This is a genomic window from Exiguobacterium sp. SH5S13 (assembly GCF_004337085.1).
GTDB lineage: Bacteria > Bacillota > Bacilli > Exiguobacteriales > Exiguobacteriaceae > Exiguobacterium > Exiguobacterium aurantiacum_A.
In genome coordinates this window covers 24,921-48,182 of sequence record NZ_SJUS01000017.1, presented here as the reverse complement: position 1 = coordinate 48,182, position 23,262 = coordinate 24,921, and the positions used below count along the sequence as shown (strand labels likewise).

The window sequence follows — 23,262 nt, the reverse complement described above, 5'->3', positions numbered from 1 at the left end:
GCGACGATGATTCTGTATGAACAAATCCGCAAGAATAAGATTAAAACCGTGTTCATCGTGGCCGGATTCGTCCTCCTCGTCTTAGCCGTCGGGGTTGTCATCTCGTATTTGAACTATGGCGATCCGCTCCCAGGGCTCATCTTTACTCCGGTGTTCTCGTTGTTTTACATCGGGATCGTCATCATGTCGAGCACGAATATCGTCATGAAGATGAATCACGCCCAAGAGATCACATCGGTTGAACAACATCGTTTCTTATGGCACACGGTCGAGAACATGGCGATGGTCGCCCGTGTCCCGATGCCACGGATCTTCATCATCAATGACGCGTCACCGAACGCGTTCGCGACCGGGCTCAAACCCGAGAAGGCCGCGGTCGCCGTGACAACCGGTTTAATGGACCAGTTGACCCGTGAAGAACTCGAAGGTGTCATCGCCCACGAAGTTGCGCATATTAAAAATTATGACGTCCGCCTGGCGACGGTGACGCTCGCCCTCGTCTCCGTCATCGCCATCATGAGTGACATCGGCTCACGGATGCTGTTTTTCCGAAGTATCGGTGGACGGCGCGACAACAACCAAAATCCGATCTTTATGATCGTCGGGCTCGTCCTGTTGATTTTAGCCCCGATCATCGCGACGCTCGTCAACCTTGCTATCTCGCGAAATCGTGAGTTTTTGGCTGATGCGAGCGGGGCCGAGTTGACGCGGAACCCGGACGCACTCGCTTCGGCGCTCGAGAAAATCGCTAACGTCAAAACGCCAGTGAAAGAGGCGTCACGGGCGTCGGCATCACTTTATTTTTCGGACCCTATGAAGAAAAAGCTGAGTGGGCTGTTCTCGACACACCCGAATCCGGCTGAACGGATTGCCAGACTGCGAAGCATGTAAAAAAAGCCACCTCGCTATGGAGGTGGCTTTCGTTCGTCATCCGGCGCGGTTGCTCCGGAGTTTTTCAATCTCTTCGAGGACGAATTGAACGTTCGTCCCGACGATGACTTGAATATGGTTCGGGCTGACGACTTTAATTCCTGGGATGCCCGCTTTCTTAATTTGCGTTTGATCGACCGTCTCCATGTCTTTGACGTCGACACGGAGACGTGTGACACACGATTCGATACCGGTGACGTTTTGGTCACCACCGAGACCGTCATAAATCATGGCTGCCATCGCAGAGTACTGACCACCTGCTGCGACTGGTGCCGTTTTCGTGTCACCTTCAGGCGCTGTTTCTGTCGCGACCGCATCAACTGCTTCGTCCGACTCGCGACCTGGCGTTGCCAAGTTAAGTTTGACGATCATGAAGCGGAAGATCGTGTAGTAGATGGCACCGAAGACGAGGCCTTGGACGAGCAACATGTACGGCTGGTTCGCAAGCGGTAGCCGTGAGCTGAGGACGAAGTCGACGAGACCGGCACTGAAGCCGAACCCGGCCGTCCATTGGAACGTGGCAGCGATAAAGAGTGACACGCCTGTCAACACAGCATGGACAAGGTAAAGAACTGGTGCGAGGAACATGAACGAGAACTCGAGCGGTTCCGTGACACCTGTGAAGAATGAAGCGAACGCTGCGGCGAGAAGGAGCGAGGCCGCTTGTTTTTTACGTTTCGTTTTCGCAGTGTGATACATCGCGAGTGCTGCTGCCGGGAGACCGAACATCATGATCGGGAAGAATCCAGCTTGATAGCGTCCAGTGATCCCTTTCTCACCTTCACCGGACCAGAAGTTACCGATATCGTTGATGCCGGCAACGTCAAACCAAAATACCGAGTTGAGGGCGTGGTGAAGACCTGTCGGGATCAATAGACGGTTGAAGAATCCGTAAAGTCCAGCCCCGATCGCCCCCATTTTCGAAATTGTTTCACCGAATCCGACGAGTCCTGTGTAGACGACCGGCCAGACGAAGTAAAGTGCGACCGAGACGACAATCATGGCGAACGCCGTCATGATTGGCACGAGACGTTTGCCGCTGAAGAAGGCGAGCGCGTCCGGGAGCTTCACATGGCTGAAGCGGTTATACATTTGAGCAGCGACGATACCTGACAAGATACCGACGAACGCGTTGGCGATCCGACCGAATGCTGGGTTGACTTCAGTGACGTCGATTCCTTGGAACAGGGCGACTGTCGCGGAAGACAACAATGTCGTGACCGTGAGGAAAGCGACGAGACCACTGAGAGCGGCCGAGCCGTCACGGTTTTTCGCCATACCGAGGGCGACCCCGACAGCGAAGAGAATTGGAATGTTATCGATGATGGCTGCACCGGCTTTAATGAGGAAGGCGGCGGCGATGTTTTCAGAACCCCAGCCGACTGGGTCGATCCAGTAACCGATGCCCATGAGGATGGCCGCTGCAGGAAGTACCGCAACCGGCAACATGAGCGAACGTCCGAGACGTTGTAAAAAGTTCATCATTGTAAATGTCCTCCTTTTTGATGGTGTTGATCTTGCAGGCGTTGAATGTGGAGCGTGATGTAACCAAGCTCTGACTCGGGCAAGACGATGCCGTATAAGTTTTCCATTTCAGTTGCGACGTCAGACGCACACGCGTAAGCGGACGAGAATTTTGTTTGAATCATCCGAAGCATGTCCTCGTCGATCGTGTGATGATCGTAATGGTTGACCCGATCCATGACGAATCGTAAATGGGTTAATAAGCGTTGATAGGATAAGTCATCTTCTTCGATAGATAGGTCGAGTCGTCGTGAAATCGATTGAATCATGTCTCTTACGATCGTCGTCTGTTTGACCGTCTTGCGCAAATCACCTCCTTTCACTTTGAGTGTATGGATATGGAGCGCGATGAAAGCCGCTTCGTCTTTCGGCATCTTCAATCCGATTTTGTCCTCGATTAGTTGCAGCGCCCACAGTCCGATTTCATATTCGTTGCGATACAAGATTTTGATCTCATTCAACAGCTTGTTCCGAAGTGAGATTCCTTCTTCTTCACGCTCGATGGCGAATGAGATATGATCGGTCAAAACGACGTGGATATGCTCATTGAACGTCGTCTCGAGCCGCTTCTCCGCATGCGTGATAATTTCTTCGGAAATCGTGAAGTGCTCGACCGGGATACGGCTGAGGAGTTGTTGAAACTTATCGTTTTCCGACATGACGAAAAGTTTTTCGATTTTGTGCGGGTTGACGATGTCGTTGCGCCCTTTTTTAAACGCGACGCCGGGTCCGATGGCGATCTTTTCTTCACCTTCGTCCGAGACGATGACCGCGTTGTTGTTTAAAATCTTTTTAATTTTTAACATGTGTCCTCCTATCGAGGAGTCATTGTTCCGCTTGAGCGACGACAGTCTTTCCGGAAAGCGAGGGGCCACCTGCGTGGAACGAGTAAGGATTTGGCAGCTCGCTTCCGTTCGTGACAATCATCGGAGTGACCGTGTCCTTCCCGGCTTGATTAATCTGCTTCAAGTCCGCTGTCAACAAAGGATGTCCGACGTCAACATGGTCACCGACAGTGACGTGGACTGTGAACGGGTCTCCTGAAAGTTCGACCGTGTCTAACCCGACGTGAATCAAAATCTCAGCTCCGTCTTCCGTCCGGATGCCGATGGCGTGCTTCGTCGGTGCGATTTGGACGATCGTTCCATTAGCCGGTGCGACGACTGTCCCGTTTGTCGGCTTAATGGCGATTCCGTCGCCCATCATCTTCTCGCTGAAGACGGGGTCGGCCACTTGCTCAAGTGGAATGATGTCTCCTTCCATGGGTGCATAAAGTGTCAGTGTATGTCGCTTCATCCACTTATTCAATAACATGTTCACTTCATCCTTTCCCTACGAAAATGATTGTGAAAAAACAAAACAGGCATGGAGTATAGACGGGTGGCGTGAGCCTTTCGTCTTACCCCATGCCTGATCGAATCAGTCACATGTGATCAATATTTGTTTCTTCTGTCTCAACATAGCACGCTATCTAAAAGAAGACAAGACCTAATTTGTAAGCGCTCTCTAAAAAATGTACTTATTCTGAAATTTGTTGTATAGTGAAAACGAATCTTAAGTGAAAGGTGTTGCATGTTGATGAGTGAGGTCGTATCTGCCTAACGAACTGAAAAATGTAGGATGACGCGTGTTTTTGTCATGCCTTCATGTTCTGTTACGGATACCGCCCATCATAAACTGCCAGACACCGGTCTGTCTTTTTGCGTTGGTCGTCATCGACCGACGCTTTTTGTTTGCGCGGTATCTCCACCCTATTTTAAGGAGAGATCACCATGAACGAACAAACGTTAGAAAAACTACAATATACTGAACTCATCCAACGAGTCGAACGCTACTGCATCAGCGGGTTCGGTCGCAAGTTGCTCAGAAATCAACAACCGACGAGCCATCTACAGACGGTGAAGAAACGACTGCAAGAGACGTCGGAGGCACGAGCGATCCTAGACGCCTCGTCGCACGTCCCGTTCATCGGGGTGTCCGACATGGAACCGCTCATCGGGAAAATCAGTCGTGGCATCCAGCTCGAAGCGGGTGAACTTGAAGCCGTCGCTGAATTTTTCCGCGGAGCCCGCAAACTGAAACGATTCATGGCCGAGCAGACGTTCTTTGCACCGTTGTTATCTCTGTACGCGGACGAGATGAGTGAAAGGCGCTCGATCGAAGAAGAAATCGTTCGGTCGATCCGGGCCGGACGCGTCGTCGATGAGGCGTCAAAAGAACTGAAACGGACTCGGAAGCAAATCGATATTCTCGAAGGACGGATCGAGGAGCGGTTGACTAAATTTTTGAAGAGCGCGGCCAACCGTGAAGCGATTCAAGACGCGTTTGTGACGAAGAAGCAGGACCGATTCACGATCCCAATCAAGGCGTCGTACAAACATAAAGTCGCCGGGACGATCATCGATACGTCGAACCGGGGGACGACCGTGTTCATCGAGCCGGAAGCGATCAGCAAGCTGAACGCGGAACTCGCCGTCAAACGGACCGAGGAAGCGGTTGAAATCTATCAAGTGCTCGCGACGCTGACCGGTATGGTAGCCGAAGCGTTACCGGCGATTGAGACGACGCTCGACGTCATCGCCCAGTACGACATGGTATTCGCCAAAGGGAAGTATAGCCAGACGATCGAAGGAATTTCGCCACGCGTGAACGGGACCGGGAAAATTCGTTTGCGACAAGTCCGGCACCCGTTGCTTGATGGGGCGGTCCCGCTCGACTTCTCGCTCGGCGAGACGTACCGCGGACTCATCATCACCGGACCGAACGCCGGCGGGAAAACGGTCGTCTTGAAAACGATCGGCTTGCTTACTTTAATGACGATGAGCGGCCTGCACATTCCGACCCATCCTGATACTGACATCTCGACGTTTGACGACGTGTTCGTCGATATCGGTGACAATCAAGACATGGGTTCTGCCCTCAGCACGTTCTCGGCCCACATGAACAACGTGGCGACGATCATGCAGCGGGCCGGCAAGCGATCGCTGCTCTTATTTGACGAAATTGGGAGTGGGACCGAACCGAACGAAGGCGCGGCGCTCGCCATCGCGATTTTAGAAGAGGCGTACAAGCGCGGCTGTCTCGTCGTCGCCTCGACCCATTACGGGGAAATCAAAGCGTATTCCGAGGCGCATCCGGACTTCATGAACGCGGCGATGCAGTTCGACCCGGACACGCTCGAGCCGAAGTATCGGTTGTTGATCGGTCAGTCCGGTGACAGCAACGCGTTGTTCATTGCCCGGAAAATGAAGCTGCCTGAAGCGATTTTGAAACAGGCGTCACGTTATATGAAAGAAAAAGTATATGACCAGACACTCGTCGACACTTCGAAGCTGACACAAGAAGTGGTGAATGCGAAACCGGAACTGATCCAGCAATTTGAAAAAGGAGATCGCGTCCGGTTACTCGAGACGAATCAAGTCGGGCTCGTCTATGCGACGGACGATTCTGGGCGACATGTCACGGTTTATGCAGAAGGGACGTTCAGCGACCATCCGTTGCGACGCGTCCGGCTTGAAGCGCAGGCGGTTGATCTCTATCCGGCGGGTTATGACTTAGAGACGTTGTTCGTAGACTATCGAGAGCGCAAAGAGGCGCATGATTTTGAGCGTGGCTCGAAGAAAGCGTTGCGTCGTGTTGAAAAAGAGATTCGGGCACGGCAACGCGCCGAACGTGGAGACTAAAAAGTGTATGACCGCCAGCGCTCGGGTAAGGACCAAGGACCGAGAGTCATGACGAAACGTCCGGCTGTCGGGTAATGTGTCGGAGGTGGACTAGATGTTTTGGTTAAGTTTGTTGTTTGCCATCGGATTTGCCTTGATCCACTACTTTTCAGGTCAACTGATTCACGTGCGCGAGACGCCACGGAGCCGCTTCTTGTCGCTCGCCGGTGGCGTCGCTGTCGCTTACGTGTTCTTGCATCTCTTGCCTGAACTGAATGAATACCAACGCGAACTCGAAGGACATCTCGGGAGCGGCCTGTTCGCCTCGATCGAGAACCATATCCTCATCGTTAGTATGTTCGGTTTGGCCGTTTTTTACGGATTAGAGCGGCTGGCATCCCAAATGAAAAAACGAGATGAAGGAAGCGTGTTTTGGATTCATATGGCGCTGTTCATCTTTTACAACTTTAGCATCGGGTATGTGCTCGCAGAGAGTGAGTTCGACACGATATGGGCGATGACGCTCTACTTTCTCGCGTTAGGGATTCATTTCATCACGGTCGATCAAGGGTTGAGACACCACCATCAACAGTTATATGACGAGCGGGGACGGTTGTTGCTTTCACTCGCGGTGCTCGTCGGCTGGAGTGTTGGGGCGTTTTCAGCGCTTCATGAAGTCACGCTGTCGATGATTGTCGCCTTTTTGGCCGGTGGCATCATCTTGAACGTTATGAAAGAAGAGTTACCCGAAGAGCGTGACAGCAGTTTTCGTGCCTTTGCCGTCGGGCTCATCGGATACGCGTTACTTTTATTGGCCATATGAAAAGGCAACCGAGATTTGGTTGCCTTTTTGCTTACAGTGAATTTGTACTCTGATTTTCTACATTGTCATCTGTTGAAGGTGTATTGTCGTCTTGGTTTGGACCACCGAATTGGCCACCGTGATGCGACCCGTGACCGTGTCGACCTCTCCCTCCCGGTCCTTGCATGTCTAGGTCGTCATAGCTTGTCACGTCGGCGAATCGCTCCTCATGTTCAGCTAAAATCGCGTCGGCTTCCGCTTGCGTCAAATTACCGTTCTCGACCGCTGCATCAAGTTTCACTTCGTGTGAGGCGATGATCGCGTCAATGAATGCGTCGACCGTGATGCCTTTCTCTTCCGCGAGCTCAGGAAGCGACTGTCCTTCTTCACGTGCCGCTTCGACCTCGGCTTCGGTCAAACCGAACGCCTCAAGCAACGCCGCTTGTCCGGCTGCCCGGTCTCCGAACATGCCGCGTTCACCACGTTCACCGCGTTCGCATTGCGTCGAAGCTTCCGTCGATTCTGTCGTTTCAGTTGTCGTCGTCTCGTTTGTGGCTGCGTAGACGCCTGTGCCCGAGACGGCAAGCAGACCGGCCAAAGCGAGTGCTATTTTTGATGATTTCATGTGTATCTCCTCCTTTTACTACCTCAAGTGTAAATCTTGCCCGCCGGCAAGTTGTGAGGGAGTTGCAAGGTTTTTGCAAATTGTATTTGGGAAACGATGGGATGCTTTCTTGATGCGATATAATGGGAGTGGAGGCGATACAGATGAACGTGCTCGTAGTGGAAGATGAACAGAAGCTAGCGGACGGGATGGCCCGTTTTTTGACGTACGCGGGCTTTACTGTCAGCGTGGCGGGGACACTCGCCGAGGCGAAACGACTGCTTGATCAGCCGTTCGATGCGGTCCTGCTCGACGTTCGCCTGCCGGACGGAGAAGGATGGACGCTCATTCCGAGATTACAGACACTTCAGCCGCGGCCGGCCATCGTGTTGACGACGGCACGCGGGGAAGCCGATGACCGAGTGTTCGGTCTTGAGCTCGGTGCTGACGACTATTTGGTCAAACCGATCGTCTTGAAAGAGCTCGAGATTCGATTGAAGCGTCTCGTCAAGCAGACGGATGGCATCGTGTTCGGCGATCTGAAAGTTGATGAAAAATCACGGACGGTGACGGAAGACGGGAAATCGATTCGATTGGCCAATAAGGAGTACGAACTGCTGCTCTATTTCATGAAGCATATCGGGGAAGCGCTTGACCGGAACCGATTGCTCGACGACGTGTGGGACTATACGTTCGTCGGTGACACGAGGACGGTCGACACGCACGTTAAACAGCTCCGCGACAAGTCCAAGACGATCAAACGGCAGTTGAAGACGGTGCATCGGGTCGGTTATCGATTGGAGGACGTGTGATGAACCGGTTGATGAAAAAGTTGTTGTGGACCGCCATTCTCCCGCTCGTGGTCATGGCCGTGCTCACGTTCGGGCTCACGTCGCTCTTGATCGGCCGCTTTGCCGAGACGGAAAGCTACGCCCAGCTCGAGCGTGAAGCGGACATCGTCTATGACGCGTTAGCTGAAGGGCGAGGCATACCGGGACAGCTTAACGTCCTCGTGTTTCAAGACGGCGAACCGATCGATCTTGACCGAGGCGGACGGATGCGGCGACAGATGACACCGACGCTGAACCCGGACGCATTGGTAGAACGCGATCAAGTCAGCGTAAACGGGACGCGTCTCTTGACGTTTTTACGAGAAGAAGGAGACATTCAAATCGTGACGTATACGAATGCGCCGCTAGCGAATCCCCAGTTCCGTCAAATCTATATGATTCTCGGGAGTGGCTTCCTGCTCGCCCTCGTCGCGGCGATAGGCGTGACGTATTGGATGGGTCGGCGCTTGACGTCACCGCTCGTCCAATTGAAACAAGCGGCAACGGCGATCATGGCAGGAACACACACAATCAACTTGCCGCCGGTCACAGACGATGAAATCGGTGATTTGACGGAAGCGGTCGATCAGATGAATCGTGCGCTTCAAGAAAAAGAGACGCTGCAAAAGACGTTCATCTCTGGGGTCACACACGATGTTCGGACACCGCTCGCCATCGTTCGCAACGAGGCAGAGATGCTCGAGCTCGGCGTCGTCAAGCCAGAAGACGTCTCATCGACAGGACGAAGCATGACCGAAGAAGTTGACCGGATCGATCGTCTCGTCACGCAGATGCTCGAGTACTCGAAGTTATCGTCACGAAGTCTGCCGCTTCAAATCGAGCCGATCCGATTGGACGGACTCGTTCGTGAGACGGTGGCACGAATGGAAGACTGGTTCCGGCATAAACAAGTCACCGTCCAACTCGAACTCGAAGCAGTCACGCTACAAGCCGACCAAACGGCGATGGAACGGGTGTTGTCCAACTTTCTTCATAACGCCTACCAGGTGAGTCCCGACGGTGGCGTCATCACAATCAGAATTGTCGGAAACCGACTCGAGATCGAGGATCAAGGTCCGGGGCTCGATGATAGGATGCGTGCGAGCGTATGGGATATGTACGTCAAAGGTGATCGGTCGAACGGACACGGTCTTGGACTCGCCATCAACAAGTTGTTGCTTGAAGCGCAGCAACTCAATTACGGGGTCGAATCAAACGAGGGGGCGATTTTTTGGATCGAATGGGATTGAACTTATTTTTACGAGGTGTCCGCTTAGAACGAGATCGGATCGAAACGCCAGGGTATCCGTTTTCGCTCCCGATTTTTGAAGCGTTTGACGAATTGACGTTGACGAAGCCGGTCACGTTTTTAGTCGGGGAAAACGGCAGCGGCAAGTCGACGTTGATCGAAGGGATGGCGATTGCCGCCGGATTCAATCCGGAAGGCGGGGCGACGACGTTCCGCTTTGAGACCGAGTCGACGCATAGCCCGCTGTTCGAGGCGTTGCGCCCGATTCGTAGTGCGTATCGCCCGAAGGACGGTTTTTTCCTCCGGGCCGAGACGGCGTATCAGCTATCAAGTTACGTGGACGAAATAGCGCGCTTGAGTCCAGACCCTGAGCGGTTTTATCAATCGTATGGTGGTCGCTCGCTCCATGAGCAGTCACACGGGGAAGCGTTCTTGTCGCTCATGCTCCACCGTTTCCGGGGCGCGGGCCTCTATATTTTAGACGAGCCGGAGGCCGCGTTGTCGCCGATGCGTCAATTGACGATGCTCGCCCGGATGCATGAGCTCGTGCAGGCCGGGAGTCAATTCATCATCGCGAGTCATTCACCGATTCTCATGTCGTACCCTGACGCGGCGATTTTGGAAGTCGAGGCGGGGCTCGCGCCGACGACGTTCGATGAACTCGAACACGTCCGGGTCATGCGCGACTTTTTAGCAGCGCCGGAACGGATGCAACGGATTTTATTTGACTAACAAAAGGCGGCCGTGGCCGCCTTTTGTTATGACTTCGTGATTTTCCGCAACAAAATGATCGCGACGCTGACACCGGCAGCGATCAGCATGTACGTCCCGATCGATGAGAGCGTGTCTATCCAAAAATCCATTAGGTTTCCACCTCACTTGATTCGGTTAATTGCTTCCATCATTTCACGTTACTGTGCTGAAGTACACGAAATAATGATGTAAAACAAACGTTGAAGTCTATTGGGAAATCTTTCAAGAAACTTAAAAGTTTGGTCAGTGATTGGGCGGAAACTGTCCCACGTTTGAATAATCGCTCTATAATAGACGTGTAGAGATGATTATTGACGAAATGAGGGGTAGCGATGGTATACGGTTTATTGATTGTTGGCATCGTCCTGATCACACTCGTCATCAACGTACTGCGCTTGATGACGACCCCATCTTTGAACCGTTGGCTACTCGTTGGGGCGAGTAGCCTTGTCGTGATTTGGCATGGGATTCTGTTCGACTTTTATGATTTACATTGGTCAGTGCTGCTGCTCATCGCGACCGGCCTCATCTGTTTTCAATGGACGGGCATGGTGACCGCGACTCTTGTCGGTTGGTTGCTCGTCTATAGCCAATCAGGAAACTTATCGTTTCCGTTGTTGCTCAGTTATATCTTTTTCGGACTCGGTGCCGCGCTCTTGTTCGGTTATATTAAACAATTGAAACGGGAACGATCGGATCGGTTACGGATGTTGACGACAAGCTCTCGTCAATTGAACGTGTTTCGTGAAGTCAGCTTCACGATGCAAGATACGCTCGACCCGGACCGTCTCCTACAGACGATTTTGACATCGGTGACGGCAGGTCATGGGCTCGGCTTCAACCGCTCAATCATCTTTTTTGCCGACCCGGAAAAAGACAGCATTTACGGCGTCATGGGGACGGGACCGATGAATCCCGAGGAAGGGTACCAAATTTGGGAAGAAATCACACGGCAACATTATGACCTTCAAGATTTAATTGACGAGAAAGAGACGGACTCGACACACGATGAGCCATTGAACGAACGGATTCGTAAAATGACGTTCCCATTTAATTCCAATCATGTGTTTAAACAGACACTCGACTCGGGCCGACCCCAACACGTCTATGCGAGCATCACCGATGATGCGGTCCTACGACTATTACATACAGAGTTACAGATGGACGAGTGCACAATTTTCCCGTTACATCATCAAGGTATCCCGTACGGATTGCTCGTCATCGATAACGTCGTCAACAAGAAGCCGATCACCCCTCAAAAAATCGATGGGGTTCGGCCCATCGCGGAACAAGCATCGCTTGCGTTGCATCAGACGACGCTTTATCAACGGATTGAGACGCTCGCGCTCCGTGACGGACTGACTCGTTTGAAGAACCATCGCTCGTTCGAGCAAGATTTGGATGTATTGTTCCGCGAGTGTGATGAAGACGAACTGTCGCTCATCGTCATGGACATCGACCACTTCAAACATTATAACGATACGAACGGCCATTTGGCGGGGAACGAACTGTTGACGCGACTCGCGAGCGTCATTCGCCGAAGTGTACCCGATGAACAGATGGCGTATCGGTTCGGCGGCGAAGAGTTTGTCGTTTTGCTCCCGCAATTCGATGAGATCGGAGCGACGCACGTGGCCGAAACGATTCGTTCAGCCGTGCTCGGTACAACATTCACGCACGGGAATCAACAACCGGGCGGGCAGTTGACGCTCAGTTTTGGCGTCGCCTCGAAGCATACGCTTCGTGATCAGACGGTCGAACAGTTGATTGAATGTGCGGACCAGGCGCTTTATGCGGCCAAGTCACGCGGGAAAAATCAAGTCTGTCGCTGGGAAGGGGTGGTGCTATGAGTGAGTTTAGCGTCATGATGATGGCGGTCGCCTTTGTTGGGACCATACTGCTGTCGAGCCGACCTTGCTATCTATTCATCTTACGTCACATCGCCAAGCGTGAGGCGGCGGCATTGCACGTTTCGTTACAAGACGTCTCGTTCTCGTTTGATCAGATGGTGTACTTTATTGCCTTGCCGACGACAATTCCCGAAGTAAGGGACGCGATGAAAGACGAGCTCATCATCGAGCCGTATTACGAGTCGCACTTCTTTCCTGACGTGAACGGGATACAAGTCTCCGTTAAATCGGGACAGGAAGTGATCCCGATTACGTATTTGCCAATCGATGACTTCAGTTTACCGATCTTAGATCGCTATCTAGAGACGCGGAAAATCGATGAGCGGACGAACCGCATCATTCGCGCCCACGTGATTGTTCATGATCGGACGCTCCAAGCCATCCGGGACGAGGTGTATCACCACTTGCATGAGGACCGCATCAGACAATAGAAAACAGGGTTCCTTCACCAAGCGGTGATGGAAACCCTGTTTTTAGTTCGTTAAAAGGTGGAACCGGACAGCACCGATCAAGTTGGCCTCATTGAAGTGGGCGCACGTCTCGACGTCGATCCGGAACGTGCCGAACGAATCCGTGAGCACATCGAGGTGACGCTTGATGCCGTCACGGACTTCAGGCCGCCGGCTGATGCCGCCGCCGATCAAAATCCGTTCCGGGTCGAGTCCGAACTGGAGATTGTAGAGTCCAATCGCATTCCAACGATAGAAGTTTTCGAGTTCCTCATGGATACGTGAGTCCGATTGAAGGTCGAACACGTCTTTGCCGGTGAGGGGCAGTCCGAGGCGATCACTGCACCGCTTCACGAGAACGGCCGTCGCACCGACTTTACTCCACGTGCCGTCCGGGTGGGGGGCATTCGGGTCAAGAATCCAATAGCCGTACTCGCCGCCATGGAAGTGTGAACCGACCATGACTTCGTTCGAGTCGATAAAAGCACCACCGACACCCGTGCCGATGACGACTGTCGCATAACGTTTCAAAGAAGCGGCGGCCCCGGTCCATCCTTCGGCGAGCGCTGCCGCGTTCGCGTCGTTTAGGACGGTGACGGGTAAGTCGTACTGGTCTTGAAACGGCTCGAGGAAAGGCTGTTCGTGAATGTAGGGGAGGGCGGTAACGCCGTGAATCACCCCGGTCGACGAATCGACGGCGCCTGGAGCGCTAAAGGCGATTCCTTGGATCGGTCCCGCGGCTTGCGTGTTGTTCACGATTGCATCGATCTGTTCGAGAAATGCTTTCCACGTCTTAGGGGTCGGGACGTGGTCGTTCGACAGAAGTGTCCCATCAGTTTGGACGACTCCGTATTTGATACTCGTTCCACCGATATCGATGGCTAGATAATGTTGCATAGTACTTACTCCTTTACGGGGGATTTTGTTGTCAAGGCTATGTTTGGGGCATGGTATGATAGATAGACAAGAACACATGCTTATCCACATTAGCGCACCATGCCAAATGATGCAAATCGGTCGCGAGGAGGTTCACATGGATGTTCATATCGGGAACGCCGGTTTTGAGACGGAAGCGGCGAAACGACAGCTGCGCGACTCGATTCAATCGGTAAGCAGGACGTTGTTTGAAATGGTTGAACATGTGGCCGTGCGATGACAGCTCGGTATTTATTGAAGCGACGCGTGATGGACCATGCGGCCAAGCGTTGGAAAACGTGGCGGCTCAGATTGTACGTCGTGTTTCCGCTCTTTTTCTTTCTCGGTTATCAGTATATCTTGTTCTGGCAAGGTGGTCTTGATTGGGTCGGCGACGTTTCGGCGTTCGTTTGGGCGGTGCTCTTCCTGCTCCTTGTCGTCAGCGATACGTTTTTCATTTGGGTCGAACGAGCAGATGTCACGCGAAGCACCGGCGATGCGCTCATCAAGGTGTTGAAGCGCTATTCGCTGTCCTATCATATCGTTAAGCTGATCATTAAATATGGTGTGGTCGTTTCGTTGTTTAGGCCGGTGCTCGTCGATTGGGGATGGACACATGCTTCAATTTTGTCATTCTTCTTGTCGGTTCTCCTAATCGCTTGGCTCCATATGTGGACTCAGTATCAGTTACAGATTAGGCGAAGCCATTGGATGTTGCGGGTTAGCGTCACGATCATCGCCATGATTTGCCTATATGCGTTCCTTGACGGCCGTCCGCTCGCGGCAGTCGTCTTCGGCAGTGGTTTCGTCGCACTGGCACTTTATGCCGGGGAAGGTTGGATGTCGCGTCAGCCGTACCTTGATCGCGAAATCGACTTGGCCGAGGCGTTGCATGATTCATTCTTCCAAAAAATCAAGAAGGGACACTTTCATGACTGAACAACAATATGAACGACTGCTACAAATCGAGACGGTGAAGCCTCAGCAAGGCTTCCCGACCTCGGTCGAATACCATCGTTATGAGCCGACCCCATATGCTGCGCTCGACTTGTTGCGCGACGCCTATCCGCTCGAGCCGACGGACACGGTCGTCGACTTTGGATCCGGGAAAGGGAGGTTGCCGTTTTATCTCGCCTACACGTTCCGTGTCCGCGCCATCGGGGTCGAGATGGATGGGGGCTATCACGAGGAGGCGCTTCAAAACTGGGTCAACTATACGAAGAAGCATCGGTCGCGTGGGAGCATCCAGTTCGAGTGCGCGTATGCCGAACGGTTTATGATCCCACCTGAGGCGAACCGATTTTATTTCTTCAACCCGTTTTCGGTTCAAGTGTTCCGCAAAGTCGTTGCCAATATTCTCGACTCGGTTGAGCTCTCGCCGCGTTCGGTCGATATCATCCTCTACTATCCGTCCGACGATTATTTACACTTTTTGAATGATGAGACACCGTTCCGTTACGTCCAAGACGTCCGATTGCCGTTGAAGAATCTTCATGAACGGTTTCTCATTTATCGATTTGATATGATGGAGTCATCTTGGTAATGGGGAGTGGATTTGAGTGAAGAAAAAAGATATTTTAGAAGCGTACCGTTGGCGTCAAGCGACGAAAGAGTTCGACGCGGACCGCAAGATTGATGAAAGCGACTTTGAATTTATCCTGGAGACGGGACGATTGTCACCGAGCTCATTCGGCTTCGAGCCGTGGCAGTTCGTCGTCGTTCGCCGCGAAGATTTACTTCAAAAAATTAAAGACAACACGTGGGGCGCTCAAGGACAAGCGTTGACGGCAAGCCATTTCGTCTTGATTTTGGCCCGGACTCCTGAGGCGATGCGCTATGATTCGGACTATCTGCGCCACATCATCACTGGCGTCCAAGGACGGACCGAGGACGAATATGCGCTCCGGATCAAACGAGTGCAGGAGTTCCAAGAACAAGATTATCGTCTGTTAGACGATGAGCGAGTGTTCCAAGAGTGGATCAAGCGCCAGACGTACATCCCGCTCGGCAACATGATGACGGCAGCAGCCCAAATCGGGATCGACTCATGTCCGATCGAAGGGTTCAACCAACAACAGATTGACGAACTGTTGATTTCAGAAGGTGTCATGGAACGCGGGGCGTGGTCGCTCTCGGCCATGGTCGCGTTCGGTTACCGGGCTCGCGATTTCGCGCCGAAGACGCGCCGCGACTTCAACGAGGTCGTCAAATACATCGGATGAAAAAAAGCTCAATCGCCTCGACGCGATTGAGCTTTTGCTTACTTCCAGTCTGTGATGCGGTCGATTGGGAAGCGGACCGACGGGTAACCTTCTTCTGCGGCTTTACCGATCGAGAGGAGCATGACCGGGAGGTAGCGTTCTTTCTCGAGACCGAACGCTTCGGCGATATTCTTCTTATCGTAGCCGCCGATCGGGTTCGTGTCATAGCCGTGGGCACGGGCGACGAGCATGAGCTGCATCGCGACGAGGCCTGAGTCGAGCAAGATGCTGTCTTTGATCATTTCGTTCGGTGCGTCTTTGAAGATGCCTTTGATCATGTCGACTTGGCGGTCGCGGACTTCAGGAGGCATCAGGCCGCGCTCGACGGCAGAATTGAAGATCTCTTCCGTGTAGTCGGCCATTTGGTAGTCGGCGAAGATGGCGATGACAGCCGATGACGTCTCGACTTGACGCTTATTGAAGCTCGAGAGCGGGAGGAGTGTCTCTTTTCCGGTGGCGCTGTCGATGACGACGAAGCGCCATGGCTGAAGGTTGAGCGAAGACGGTGCTGTCGTCGCTTCCTCGAGGATTTGTGTCATTTCGTCTTTCGAGATTTTGACGTTCTCGTCATAGACGCGAATCGAACGGCGTCCTTTTACAATCTCCATAAAGTCTTTCTGTGTTGTCGTGTTCATGTTAGGGTCTTCCTTTCGTGTTGAATATTGTGTTGTAACGTATTTAACAGGTCGAGCAAATGTTGTTGCTCCTCTACCTTCATGTTTACAAAAAGTCGGTCCGATAAGCACTTCTTTTGCTCGGTCCAATGTGCAATTTTGTCGCGACCGAGCTCGGTCAAGTCGACGTAGATGACACGATTGTCTTGAAGACATCGTTCACGAGCGATCAGCCCTTGCGTCTCGAGTTGTTTCAAGTGACGGGTGATGGCCGCGTGATCGACATCGACGCGCTGTTGCAGCTCGCGTTGGCGAAGCGGACCGACGTGATTCAAGTTGCTCAAAATATCGTATCGGGTCAGGCTCAGTCCATCCATTTCGGTATCGAACAGCTGGCTGAGTTCTTTTTGTACAGTGATGACGTTGTAGAGAATTTGGTCGCTAGGCGAACAAGATTCGCGCATCCATAACCCTCCTTAACTAATTGATGACTCAATCATTGATGGGTCATGTAATCTATCGTAACGCGTTTTTCGTTTGTGGGCAAATAAAAAGTTTAAAAAAACTGTTGCCAAACTGTTATATAATAGTCTATATTAAAGTCAACTGATATATAACAACAAATACGGGAGGATGTGAAGGCTTGGAACAGTATACACAAGTAGGTACTTATCGCGTACATCGGGAGCTCCTCGACTTCGTCTCGGCTCATGTATTGCCAGGAGCCGAGACGGGCCATCAGTTTTGGCAAGGAGTCGAGCGCATACTAGACGAGTTCATTCCTCGAAATGAGGCGTTGCTTCACGAACGGAAGTCGTTTGAGCGACTGTTACAGAAGTGGTACAGCGAACAGAAACCAAATTTCGACATTGTCGGCTACGAGCGCTTCCTCCAATCAATCGGCTACATCGAACCGGTCGTCCCTGATTTTAGTATCGATGTCTCGGGTGTCGATTCGGAGATCACACAGCAAGCGGGACCGCAGCTCGTCGTCCCGCTCGACAACGCACGCTATGCGCTGAACGCGGCGAACGCACGCTGGGGAAGTCTTTATGACGCGCTGTATGGAACGGACGTCATCGATGAAGCGGACGGAAAAACGAAGTCGGCCGGCTACAATCCGGTCCGGGGTAAAGCGGTCATCGCTTACGCCAAACAATACCTCGACGACACGTTCCCGCTTCTAACGGGTTCGCACCGGGACGCGGAAGGATACGCGGTTCGCGCCGATGAACCATACGTCATCATCAACGGACAAGACGTCCCGTTCAGCAATGACTGTTTCGTCGGTTACGTCGGGAATCCGGACAGTCCGACGAGCTTAGTGCTCGTCCATAACGGCCTCCATGCCGAACTGAAATTTGACCGGAACCATCCGATCGGCCGCACGGATGGGGCAGGGCTCACCGATATCGAACTCGAGTCTGCCTTATCGGCCATCGTCGACTGTGAGGACTCGGTCGCAGCCGTCAACGCTCGGGACAAGGTCCACCTGTACAAAAACTGGCTCGGGCTGATGGACGGCACGCTCGAAGCGACGTTCACGAAAGGCGGTAAGCCCCTCGAGCGCCAGCTGAATGAAGACCGCCGCTACACAGGCAGAAACGGACGAGACGTCGTGCTACCGGGACGTTCCTTACTGTTCATTCGGAACGTCGGTCACTTGATGACGACAGATTTGATGCTCGACAATCAAGGAAGGGAAGTACCGGAAGGAATCCTCGACGGCATCTTCACGTCACTGATCGCGAGCCGTCACCTCGACTCAAAACGGAACTCGCGGGAACGGTCGATCTACATCGTCAAACCGAAAATGCACGGTTCAAAAGAAGTCACGTTCACGAACGACTTGTTCGACGCGATCGAAGACGTGCTCGACTTGCCGCGCCATACGCTCAAAGTCGGTGTGATGGACGAGGAGAGACGGACGTCGCTCAACTTGAAAAACTGCATCGAACGCGTGAAGGGGCGAATCGTCTTCATCAACACCGGTTTTCTTGACCGGACCGGTGACGAGATCCATACGTCGCTCACGTTCGGGCCGATGCGCAAAAAAGGCGAGATGAAGACGTCGGCTTGGCTCGATGCCTACGAACGCTTGAACGTCTTGACCGGACTCGCGGCCGACTTCTATCAACAAGCCCAAATCGGCAAAGGGATGTGGGCGATGCCTGATAAGATGCGCGACATGATGCGGGAGAAAGTCGCCCATGCTGAGTCCGGCGCGACGACCGCCTGGGTCCCATCGCCGACGGCCGCGACGCTCCACGCGCTCCATTACCATCAAGTGGATGCGTTCCGTGTCCAACGTGAGTTGGTGCAACGGTCGTTCGATATCGACAGCGAACGGAAACGCCTGCTCGAGATTCCGCTCGCGACACGCGTCTATACAGACGATGAAGTGAGGGAGGAGCTCGAGAACAACCTGCAAGGGCTGCTCGGTTATGTCGTCCGCTGGATCGAGCAAGGCGTCGGCTGCTCGAAAGTGCCGGACATCCACCATATCGGGTTGATGGAGGACCGGGCGACGCTCCGCATCTCGAGCCAACACGTGGCCAACTGGCTCTATCATGGTGTCTGTACGCGTGAGCAAGTCGAAGCGACGATGTACCGGATGGCTGAAGTCGTCGACAAGCAGAACGCGGCCGACCCGAACTACCGGCCAATGACGCCGGACGTGACCGACTCGATCGCGTATCAAGCAGCAAAAGACTTAGTGTTCGAAGGAACGGATTCGCCAAGCGGGTACACGGAACCGATCTTGCATCGCCGCCGCCGTCAGTTTTTGACACAGTCGACACTTGAATTGAACTTAAAAGGAGGAGCATCATCATGACAACGAAAAAAATCGAAAGCGAACAGTTAATCGAACGTTGGGTCATCCGCCGCATCGTCTCTGGAGAGTCGACAGCGACGCTCGCCAATACCGCATTCGTATACGGCAACGACTTGATGCGCCTCGTGCTCGACCGGACGGACGGTTCGCTCCAAATCATGAAAGAACCGGTCGAGGAAGTCGTCGTGTTCCGCAAACCGGAAGAGCGGGACGAGGAAAACGTCTGCCGCAGTTGTGGGATGGAACATTCGACGTTCAAGTCGGCACTCGAATGCTGCGCCTACTTGGATTAAGTTTGCAACGTCTGTTATATAACAATTTAATTAAAATAAAACTAATATAATACAGGAGGAATAACAATGAATGAACAACGCATGCAACTCGAGAAGATTTTTCAGTCGGAACGGTTTGACGGGGTCGAGCGTCCGTACGGAGTCGACGACGTCATGAAGCTTCGTGGATCGGTCTTGATCGAACATACGCTCGCGACGAAAGGGTCGGAACGTCTGTGGGACCTGCTCCACAAACGGGATTACGTCCACGCGCTCGGGGCGCTCACCGGAAATCAGGCGATCCAACAAGTGAAGGCGGGGCTTGAGGCCATCTACTTGAGCGGCTGGCAAGTCGCCGCTGATGCGAACTTATCAGGGCATATGTATCCGGACCAAAGCCTGTACCCGGCCAACTCGGTACCGAGCGTCGTCAAGCGAATCAATCAGGCGCTGCAACGGGCCGATCAGATTCAAACGGCGGAAGGGAAAGGGGATACGCACTGGTTCGCGCCGATTGTCGCCGATATGGAAGCTGGGTTCGGCGGTGCGCTCAACGTCTTCGAGCTGACGAAAGCGATGATCGAGTCTGGTGCGGCCGGTGTCCACTTAGAAGACCAGCTGTCTTCGGAGAAAAAGTGTGGTCACCTCGGCGGTAAAGTATTGCTCCCGACGCAAACGGCTGTGAAAAACTTGATCGCGGCGCGCCTCGCAGCAGACGTCATGGGCGTATCGACGATCATCGTTGCCCGGACGGACGCGCATGCGGCCAACTTGATCACAAGTGACATCGACCCGATTGACCATCCGTTCATCGTCGGCGACCGGACGCCGGAAGGCTTCTACCGGACCGAGGCCGGCATCGAGCAGGCGATCGCCCGCGGTCTCGCCTATGCGCCTTACGCCGATCTCGTCTGGTGTGAGACGTCGGAACCGGACTTGGACGAGGCACGCCAGTTCGCGGACGCAATCCATACGAAGTATCCTGGAAAAATGCTCGCCTACAACTGTTCACCTTCGTTCAACTGGAAGAAGAAGCTGTCTGACGACGAGATCGCGACGTTCCAACAAGAGATCGGGGCGATGGGCTACAAGTTCCAATTCGTCACACTCGCCGGGTTCCATTCGCTCAACTTCGGCATGTTCGAGCTCGCCCGCGGCTATAAAGAGCGTGGGATGGCAGCATATTCTGAGTTACAACAAGCCGAATTTGCGGCCGAACAACACGGCTACACGGCGACGCGCCATCAGCGTGAAGTCGGCACCGGCTACTTCGATGAAGTCTCACTCGTCATCTCGAGCGGACAGTCGTCGACGACAGCGCTGGCTGGATCGACCGAGGCGGAACAGTTTGAAGTGAAATGAAGCAAACAAAAAAGATGATGCCGCGGCATCATCTTTTTTGTGGTTAACGAGGAATTGTGAGTACTTGACCGATGCTGATCAAATTGATGTTCGTGATGTTGTTGGCAGCAGCGATTTTGGCGACGGTCGTATTATATGTCGTCGCAATCTTATAGAGCGTGTCGCCTGACTTGACGGTATACTTCACGGTCGTCGCTGGCGGAGGAGTGACGGTTGTGCCTGGGATGATCAGTACTTGACCGACGCTGATCAGGTTGATGTTCGTGATGTTATTGGCGGCAGCGATTTTGGCGACGGTCGTTTTGTACAGTGTCGCAATCTTGTAGAGTGTATCGCCTGCTTTTACCGTATATTTGACAGTCGTCGCTGGGGGTGGTGTGACGCTTGTTCCTGGGATGACGAGCACTTGACCGACACTAATTAGGTTGATGTTCGTAATCTTGTTAGCGGCAGCGAGTGCAGCGACGGTGACGTTGTAAGCCCGGGCGATGCTATAGAGCGTGTCGCCTGATTTGACAGTATACGTTTTAGCGGTTGAAGTAGATTGGTAAGCGAGCAATTGGGAAACTGTCACGAACTTGTAGCCTTTCGCTTTCAGTTGCGAGATCATCGTCGGCAAGGCGAGCGGTGTGCCCGGTGCGCCAGCGCCAGTGTGCATGAGAACGATCGATCCTGGTTTGATGTTTGTTTGGACTTTCGTATTGATTTGGCTAGCAGTGAGCCCTTTCCAGTCAATCGTGTCGATGTTCCATTGGATCGTATAAGCGTAGCCGGCAGCGCCGACACCGCTCAAGACGGCGCTGTTCACGGCGCCAAACGGAGCCCGGAAGATCGGTTTTGTCGTTTTACCGGTCAGTGATTTAACAATTGCTTCGGTACGGTCGAGTTCGGTCTTCATTTGAGTGGCGGTCAACTGGGTGAAGTATGGGTGGCTGTACGAGTGGTTACCTAGTTGGTGACCTTTAGCTGCGATGTTTTTAATGTATTGAGGATGGTGGTTGGCGCCGGTTCCAGTCAAAAAGAAAGTGGCTTTGACGTTGTTCTTGGCAAGTATGTCCAAAATCTTGTTCGTATTCGCACCATCCGCTCCGTCATCGAACGTCAATGCCACGACTTTACTCGTCGTGTTCACGCTCGTTATGAACTTCGAAGCAGCGGCATCAGCTGATTTTGGATAGGCGACTAACGGTGCCAGCACGATCAACAAAGCCATCAATAACCGTACAAATTTGCTCTTCATTTTTCCTTTCGCCTCCACTCTTGGTGTATGTATCTTGGTGTCAAGGCTTTCCATATATTGAGCTGTGTATATATTTTATATACCCCGTTTTGGTGATAAACACGTGATAAACCTAAAAATAGGCAAAGGGATTTTTGGATAATGACTCTCAAATTTTGTGTTTAATTTATGAGCAGGAGGCGTGGTAAATATCACAAAATCCTCACACACTTCCTGAAAAAGGATGATATCATGAACAAAGTGTGAAACGTGTAAGCGATTAACTAGGGGGGTCATGATGAGACAAACAGTGAAACGAATCGGGATGGCCACAGGGTTAGCCGGTCTGTTCGTCCTCGGGGCATGCGGGACAGAAGAGGCGGACAATGCGACGGAGATGGTGCAGTCGATGGAGCCCGTCGAAGCAGAATTGAACGTACCGGCGACAGCGGAAATAGATGAAGCGGTCACGTTATCGGTTCGCGTCACGCAAGACGGCGCAGGGGTCGATGACGCGGACGAGATCAAGTTCGAAGTGTGGAAGAACGGTGCCAAGGAAGAGAGCGAGATGCTGAAAGCTTCGCTCACGGAAGACGGGGTCTATGAGACGGAAGCAACGTTTGCGGATGAAGCGGTCTATACGGTCCAAGTCCATGTGACGGCGCGGGCGATGCACACGATGCCGACGGCGAACGTGACGGTCGGCCATCCAGAAACGGATGCTGAGGCTGAATCAGACCATCACCAACACGCCGGGGCCGATATCATGCTCGATCCAAAGCAAGTGACGGCGAATGAAGCGAGCCCGTTCACAGTCAACGTTGAAATTGACCATGAGGCGCTGACAGGTGCGGACGTTCAACTTGAAGTATTCAAAGACGGTGCGGATAAGCACGATTGGGTGAAGCTTGAGGAAACGGAAAACGGGAGCTATGCGGGTGAGCATACGTTCCCTGAGACCGGTACGTACAACGTCCAAGTCCATGTGACGAAAGGACACGACATCCATGAACACGTCATGGAGACAGTCGAGGTCAAATAAAAAAATCGATCGGCGCACGCGCCGATCG

Annotated in this window: 24 protein-coding genes; 16 read left to right on the top strand and 8 right to left on the bottom strand. The window is 52.8% G+C overall.

Going from position 1 to position 23,262, the window contains the following annotated elements; translation table 11 throughout:
- The first annotated feature begins 9 nt into the window (after positions 1–9).
- Positions 10–891: a zinc metalloprotease HtpX gene (htpX, locus tag EVJ30_RS09780; protein ID WP_236634042.1), complete on the top strand. Its 882-nt coding sequence runs from the start codon at positions 10–12 to the stop codon at positions 889–891.
- A gap of 36 nt (positions 892–927) precedes the next feature.
- Here the strand turns inward: htpX and nagE are convergent, their stop codons facing one another.
- From nagE to EVJ30_RS09765, 3 genes are read right to left on the bottom strand one after another with little or no spacing between them, the layout of a single operon-like run.
- Complete coding sequence (nagE, locus tag EVJ30_RS09775) at positions 928–2,415, bottom strand: N-acetylglucosamine-specific PTS transporter subunit IIBC (RefSeq protein ID WP_131457842.1); 1,488 nt, start codon at positions 2,413–2,415, stop codon at positions 928–930.
- Positions 2,412–3,260 carry a PRD domain-containing protein gene (locus EVJ30_RS09770; RefSeq protein ID WP_131457841.1) on the bottom strand — a complete coding sequence of 283 codons (849 nt, stop codon included), beginning with the start codon at positions 3,258–3,260 and terminating at the stop codon, positions 2,412–2,414. The genes nagE and EVJ30_RS09770 overlap by 4 nt, the downstream gene beginning before the upstream one ends.
- A 19-nt stretch (positions 3,261–3,279) precedes the next feature.
- Complete coding sequence (locus EVJ30_RS09765; RefSeq protein WP_236636077.1) at positions 3,280–3,750, bottom strand: PTS sugar transporter subunit IIA; 471 nt, start codon at positions 3,748–3,750, stop codon at positions 3,280–3,282.
- Between the two features lie 476 nt (positions 3,751–4,226).
- Between EVJ30_RS09765 and EVJ30_RS09760 the strand changes: the two genes are divergently transcribed.
- Both EVJ30_RS09760 and EVJ30_RS09755 read left to right on the top strand, forming a co-directional pair.
- A complete protein-coding gene (locus EVJ30_RS09760) occupies positions 4,227–6,137 on the top strand; it encodes an endonuclease MutS2 (RefSeq protein ID WP_131468927.1) in 1,911 nt (636 codons plus the stop codon).
- A gap of 94 nt (positions 6,138–6,231) precedes the next feature.
- A complete protein-coding gene (locus tag EVJ30_RS09755) occupies positions 6,232–6,939 on the top strand; it encodes a hypothetical protein (RefSeq protein WP_131468924.1) in 708 nt (235 codons plus the stop codon).
- Positions 6,940–6,970: 31 nt separating this feature from the next.
- Here the strand turns inward: EVJ30_RS09755 and EVJ30_RS09750 are convergent, their stop codons facing one another.
- The gene (locus EVJ30_RS09750; RefSeq protein WP_131468922.1) at positions 6,971–7,543 is read right to left on the bottom strand and encodes a hypothetical protein; all 573 of its coding nucleotides are present in this window, start codon (positions 7,541–7,543) and stop codon (positions 6,971–6,973) included.
- A 143-nt stretch (positions 7,544–7,686) separates the two neighbouring features.
- Between EVJ30_RS09750 and EVJ30_RS09745 the strand changes: the two genes are divergently transcribed.
- The 5 genes from EVJ30_RS09745 to EVJ30_RS09725 all read left to right on the top strand — a co-directional run bounded on the left by EVJ30_RS09745 (position 7,687) and on the right by EVJ30_RS09725 (position 12,695).
- Positions 7,687–8,334, top strand: coding sequence for a response regulator transcription factor (locus EVJ30_RS09745; RefSeq protein WP_131457837.1), 648 nt, complete (start codon positions 7,687–7,689; stop codon positions 8,332–8,334).
- Positions 8,334–9,602, top strand: a complete 1,269-nt coding sequence (locus EVJ30_RS09740; protein ID WP_131468920.1) for a HAMP domain-containing sensor histidine kinase — start codon at positions 8,334–8,336, stop codon at positions 9,600–9,602. The genes EVJ30_RS09745 and EVJ30_RS09740 overlap by 1 nt, the downstream gene beginning before the upstream one ends.
- The gene (locus tag EVJ30_RS09735) at positions 9,593–10,333 is read left to right on the top strand and encodes an AAA family ATPase (protein ID WP_131468929.1); all 741 of its coding nucleotides are present in this window, start codon (positions 9,593–9,595) and stop codon (positions 10,331–10,333) included. The genes EVJ30_RS09740 and EVJ30_RS09735 overlap by 10 nt, the downstream gene beginning before the upstream one ends.
- 353 nt (positions 10,334–10,686) lie before the next feature.
- Positions 10,687–12,204 (top strand): GGDEF domain-containing protein, encoded by a 1,518-nt coding sequence (locus EVJ30_RS09730; protein ID WP_131457835.1) that lies wholly within the window; start codon positions 10,687–10,689, stop codon positions 12,202–12,204.
- A complete protein-coding gene (locus EVJ30_RS09725; RefSeq protein ID WP_131457834.1) occupies positions 12,201–12,695 on the top strand; it encodes a hypothetical protein in 495 nt (164 codons plus the stop codon). The genes EVJ30_RS09730 and EVJ30_RS09725 overlap by 4 nt, the downstream gene beginning before the upstream one ends.
- A 42-nt stretch (positions 12,696–12,737) precedes the next feature.
- On the opposite strand, the gene EVJ30_RS09720 is transcribed toward EVJ30_RS09725, so the two are convergent.
- On the bottom strand, positions 12,738–13,610 hold the full coding sequence (locus EVJ30_RS09720; RefSeq protein ID WP_161566949.1) for an ROK family protein: 873 nt from the start codon (positions 13,608–13,610) through the stop codon (positions 12,738–12,740).
- Between the two features lie 136 nt (positions 13,611–13,746).
- On the opposite strand from EVJ30_RS09720, the gene EVJ30_RS15410 reads away from it, so the two are divergent.
- Genes EVJ30_RS15410 through EVJ30_RS09705 form a run of 4 tightly spaced genes read left to right on the top strand, consistent with a single transcriptional unit; the run spans position 13,747 to position 15,850 of the window.
- Positions 13,747–13,869 (top strand): hypothetical protein, encoded by a 123-nt coding sequence (locus EVJ30_RS15410; RefSeq protein WP_255417728.1) that lies wholly within the window; start codon positions 13,747–13,749, stop codon positions 13,867–13,869.
- Complete coding sequence (locus tag EVJ30_RS09715; RefSeq protein WP_131468918.1) at positions 13,866–14,567, top strand: ABC transporter permease; 702 nt, start codon at positions 13,866–13,868, stop codon at positions 14,565–14,567. Before EVJ30_RS15410 ends, EVJ30_RS09715 begins: the two co-directional genes overlap by 4 nt.
- A complete protein-coding gene (locus EVJ30_RS09710) occupies positions 14,560–15,171 on the top strand; it encodes a class I SAM-dependent methyltransferase (protein ID WP_131468915.1) in 612 nt (203 codons plus the stop codon). Before EVJ30_RS09715 ends, EVJ30_RS09710 begins: the two co-directional genes overlap by 8 nt.
- 16 nt (positions 15,172–15,187) lie before the next feature.
- Entirely contained in the window at positions 15,188–15,850 is a 663-nt protein-coding gene (locus EVJ30_RS09705) for an NAD(P)H-dependent oxidoreductase (RefSeq protein ID WP_131468913.1), read from the top strand.
- A 38-nt stretch (positions 15,851–15,888) separates the two neighbouring features.
- Here the strand turns inward: EVJ30_RS09705 and EVJ30_RS09700 are convergent, their stop codons facing one another.
- Both EVJ30_RS09700 and EVJ30_RS09695 read right to left on the bottom strand, forming a co-directional pair.
- The gene (locus tag EVJ30_RS09700) at positions 15,889–16,524 is read right to left on the bottom strand and encodes a nitroreductase family protein (protein WP_131468911.1); all 636 of its coding nucleotides are present in this window, start codon (positions 16,522–16,524) and stop codon (positions 15,889–15,891) included.
- Complete coding sequence (locus EVJ30_RS09695; protein ID WP_131468909.1) at positions 16,521–16,967, bottom strand: MarR family winged helix-turn-helix transcriptional regulator; 447 nt, start codon at positions 16,965–16,967, stop codon at positions 16,521–16,523. Before EVJ30_RS09695 ends, EVJ30_RS09700 begins: the two co-directional genes overlap by 4 nt.
- A 179-nt stretch (positions 16,968–17,146) precedes the next feature.
- Here EVJ30_RS09695 and EVJ30_RS09690 point away from each other — a divergent pair, with 179 nt between their 5' ends.
- From EVJ30_RS09690 to aceA, 3 genes are all read left to right on the top strand, one after another.
- Complete coding sequence (locus tag EVJ30_RS09690; protein WP_131457829.1) at positions 17,147–19,339, top strand: malate synthase G; 2,193 nt, start codon at positions 17,147–17,149, stop codon at positions 19,337–19,339.
- Positions 19,336–19,632, top strand: coding sequence for a hypothetical protein (locus tag EVJ30_RS09685; protein WP_131457828.1), 297 nt, complete (start codon positions 19,336–19,338; stop codon positions 19,630–19,632). Before EVJ30_RS09690 ends, EVJ30_RS09685 begins: the two co-directional genes overlap by 4 nt.
- A 66-nt stretch (positions 19,633–19,698) precedes the next feature.
- Entirely contained in the window at positions 19,699–20,973 is a 1,275-nt protein-coding gene (aceA, locus tag EVJ30_RS09680) for an isocitrate lyase (RefSeq protein ID WP_131457827.1), read from the top strand.
- Positions 20,974–21,016: 43 nt separating this feature from the next.
- Here aceA and EVJ30_RS09675 read toward each other — a convergent pair whose 3' ends face one another.
- Complete coding sequence (locus tag EVJ30_RS09675) at positions 21,017–22,186, bottom strand: LysM peptidoglycan-binding domain-containing protein (protein ID WP_370250812.1); 1,170 nt, start codon at positions 22,184–22,186, stop codon at positions 21,017–21,019.
- Positions 22,187–22,490: 304 nt separating this feature from the next.
- Between EVJ30_RS09675 and EVJ30_RS09670 the strand changes: the two genes are divergently transcribed.
- Complete coding sequence (locus tag EVJ30_RS09670; RefSeq protein WP_131457953.1) at positions 22,491–23,234, top strand: FixH family protein; 744 nt, start codon at positions 22,491–22,493, stop codon at positions 23,232–23,234.
- Positions 23,235–23,262 lie beyond the last annotated feature (28 nt).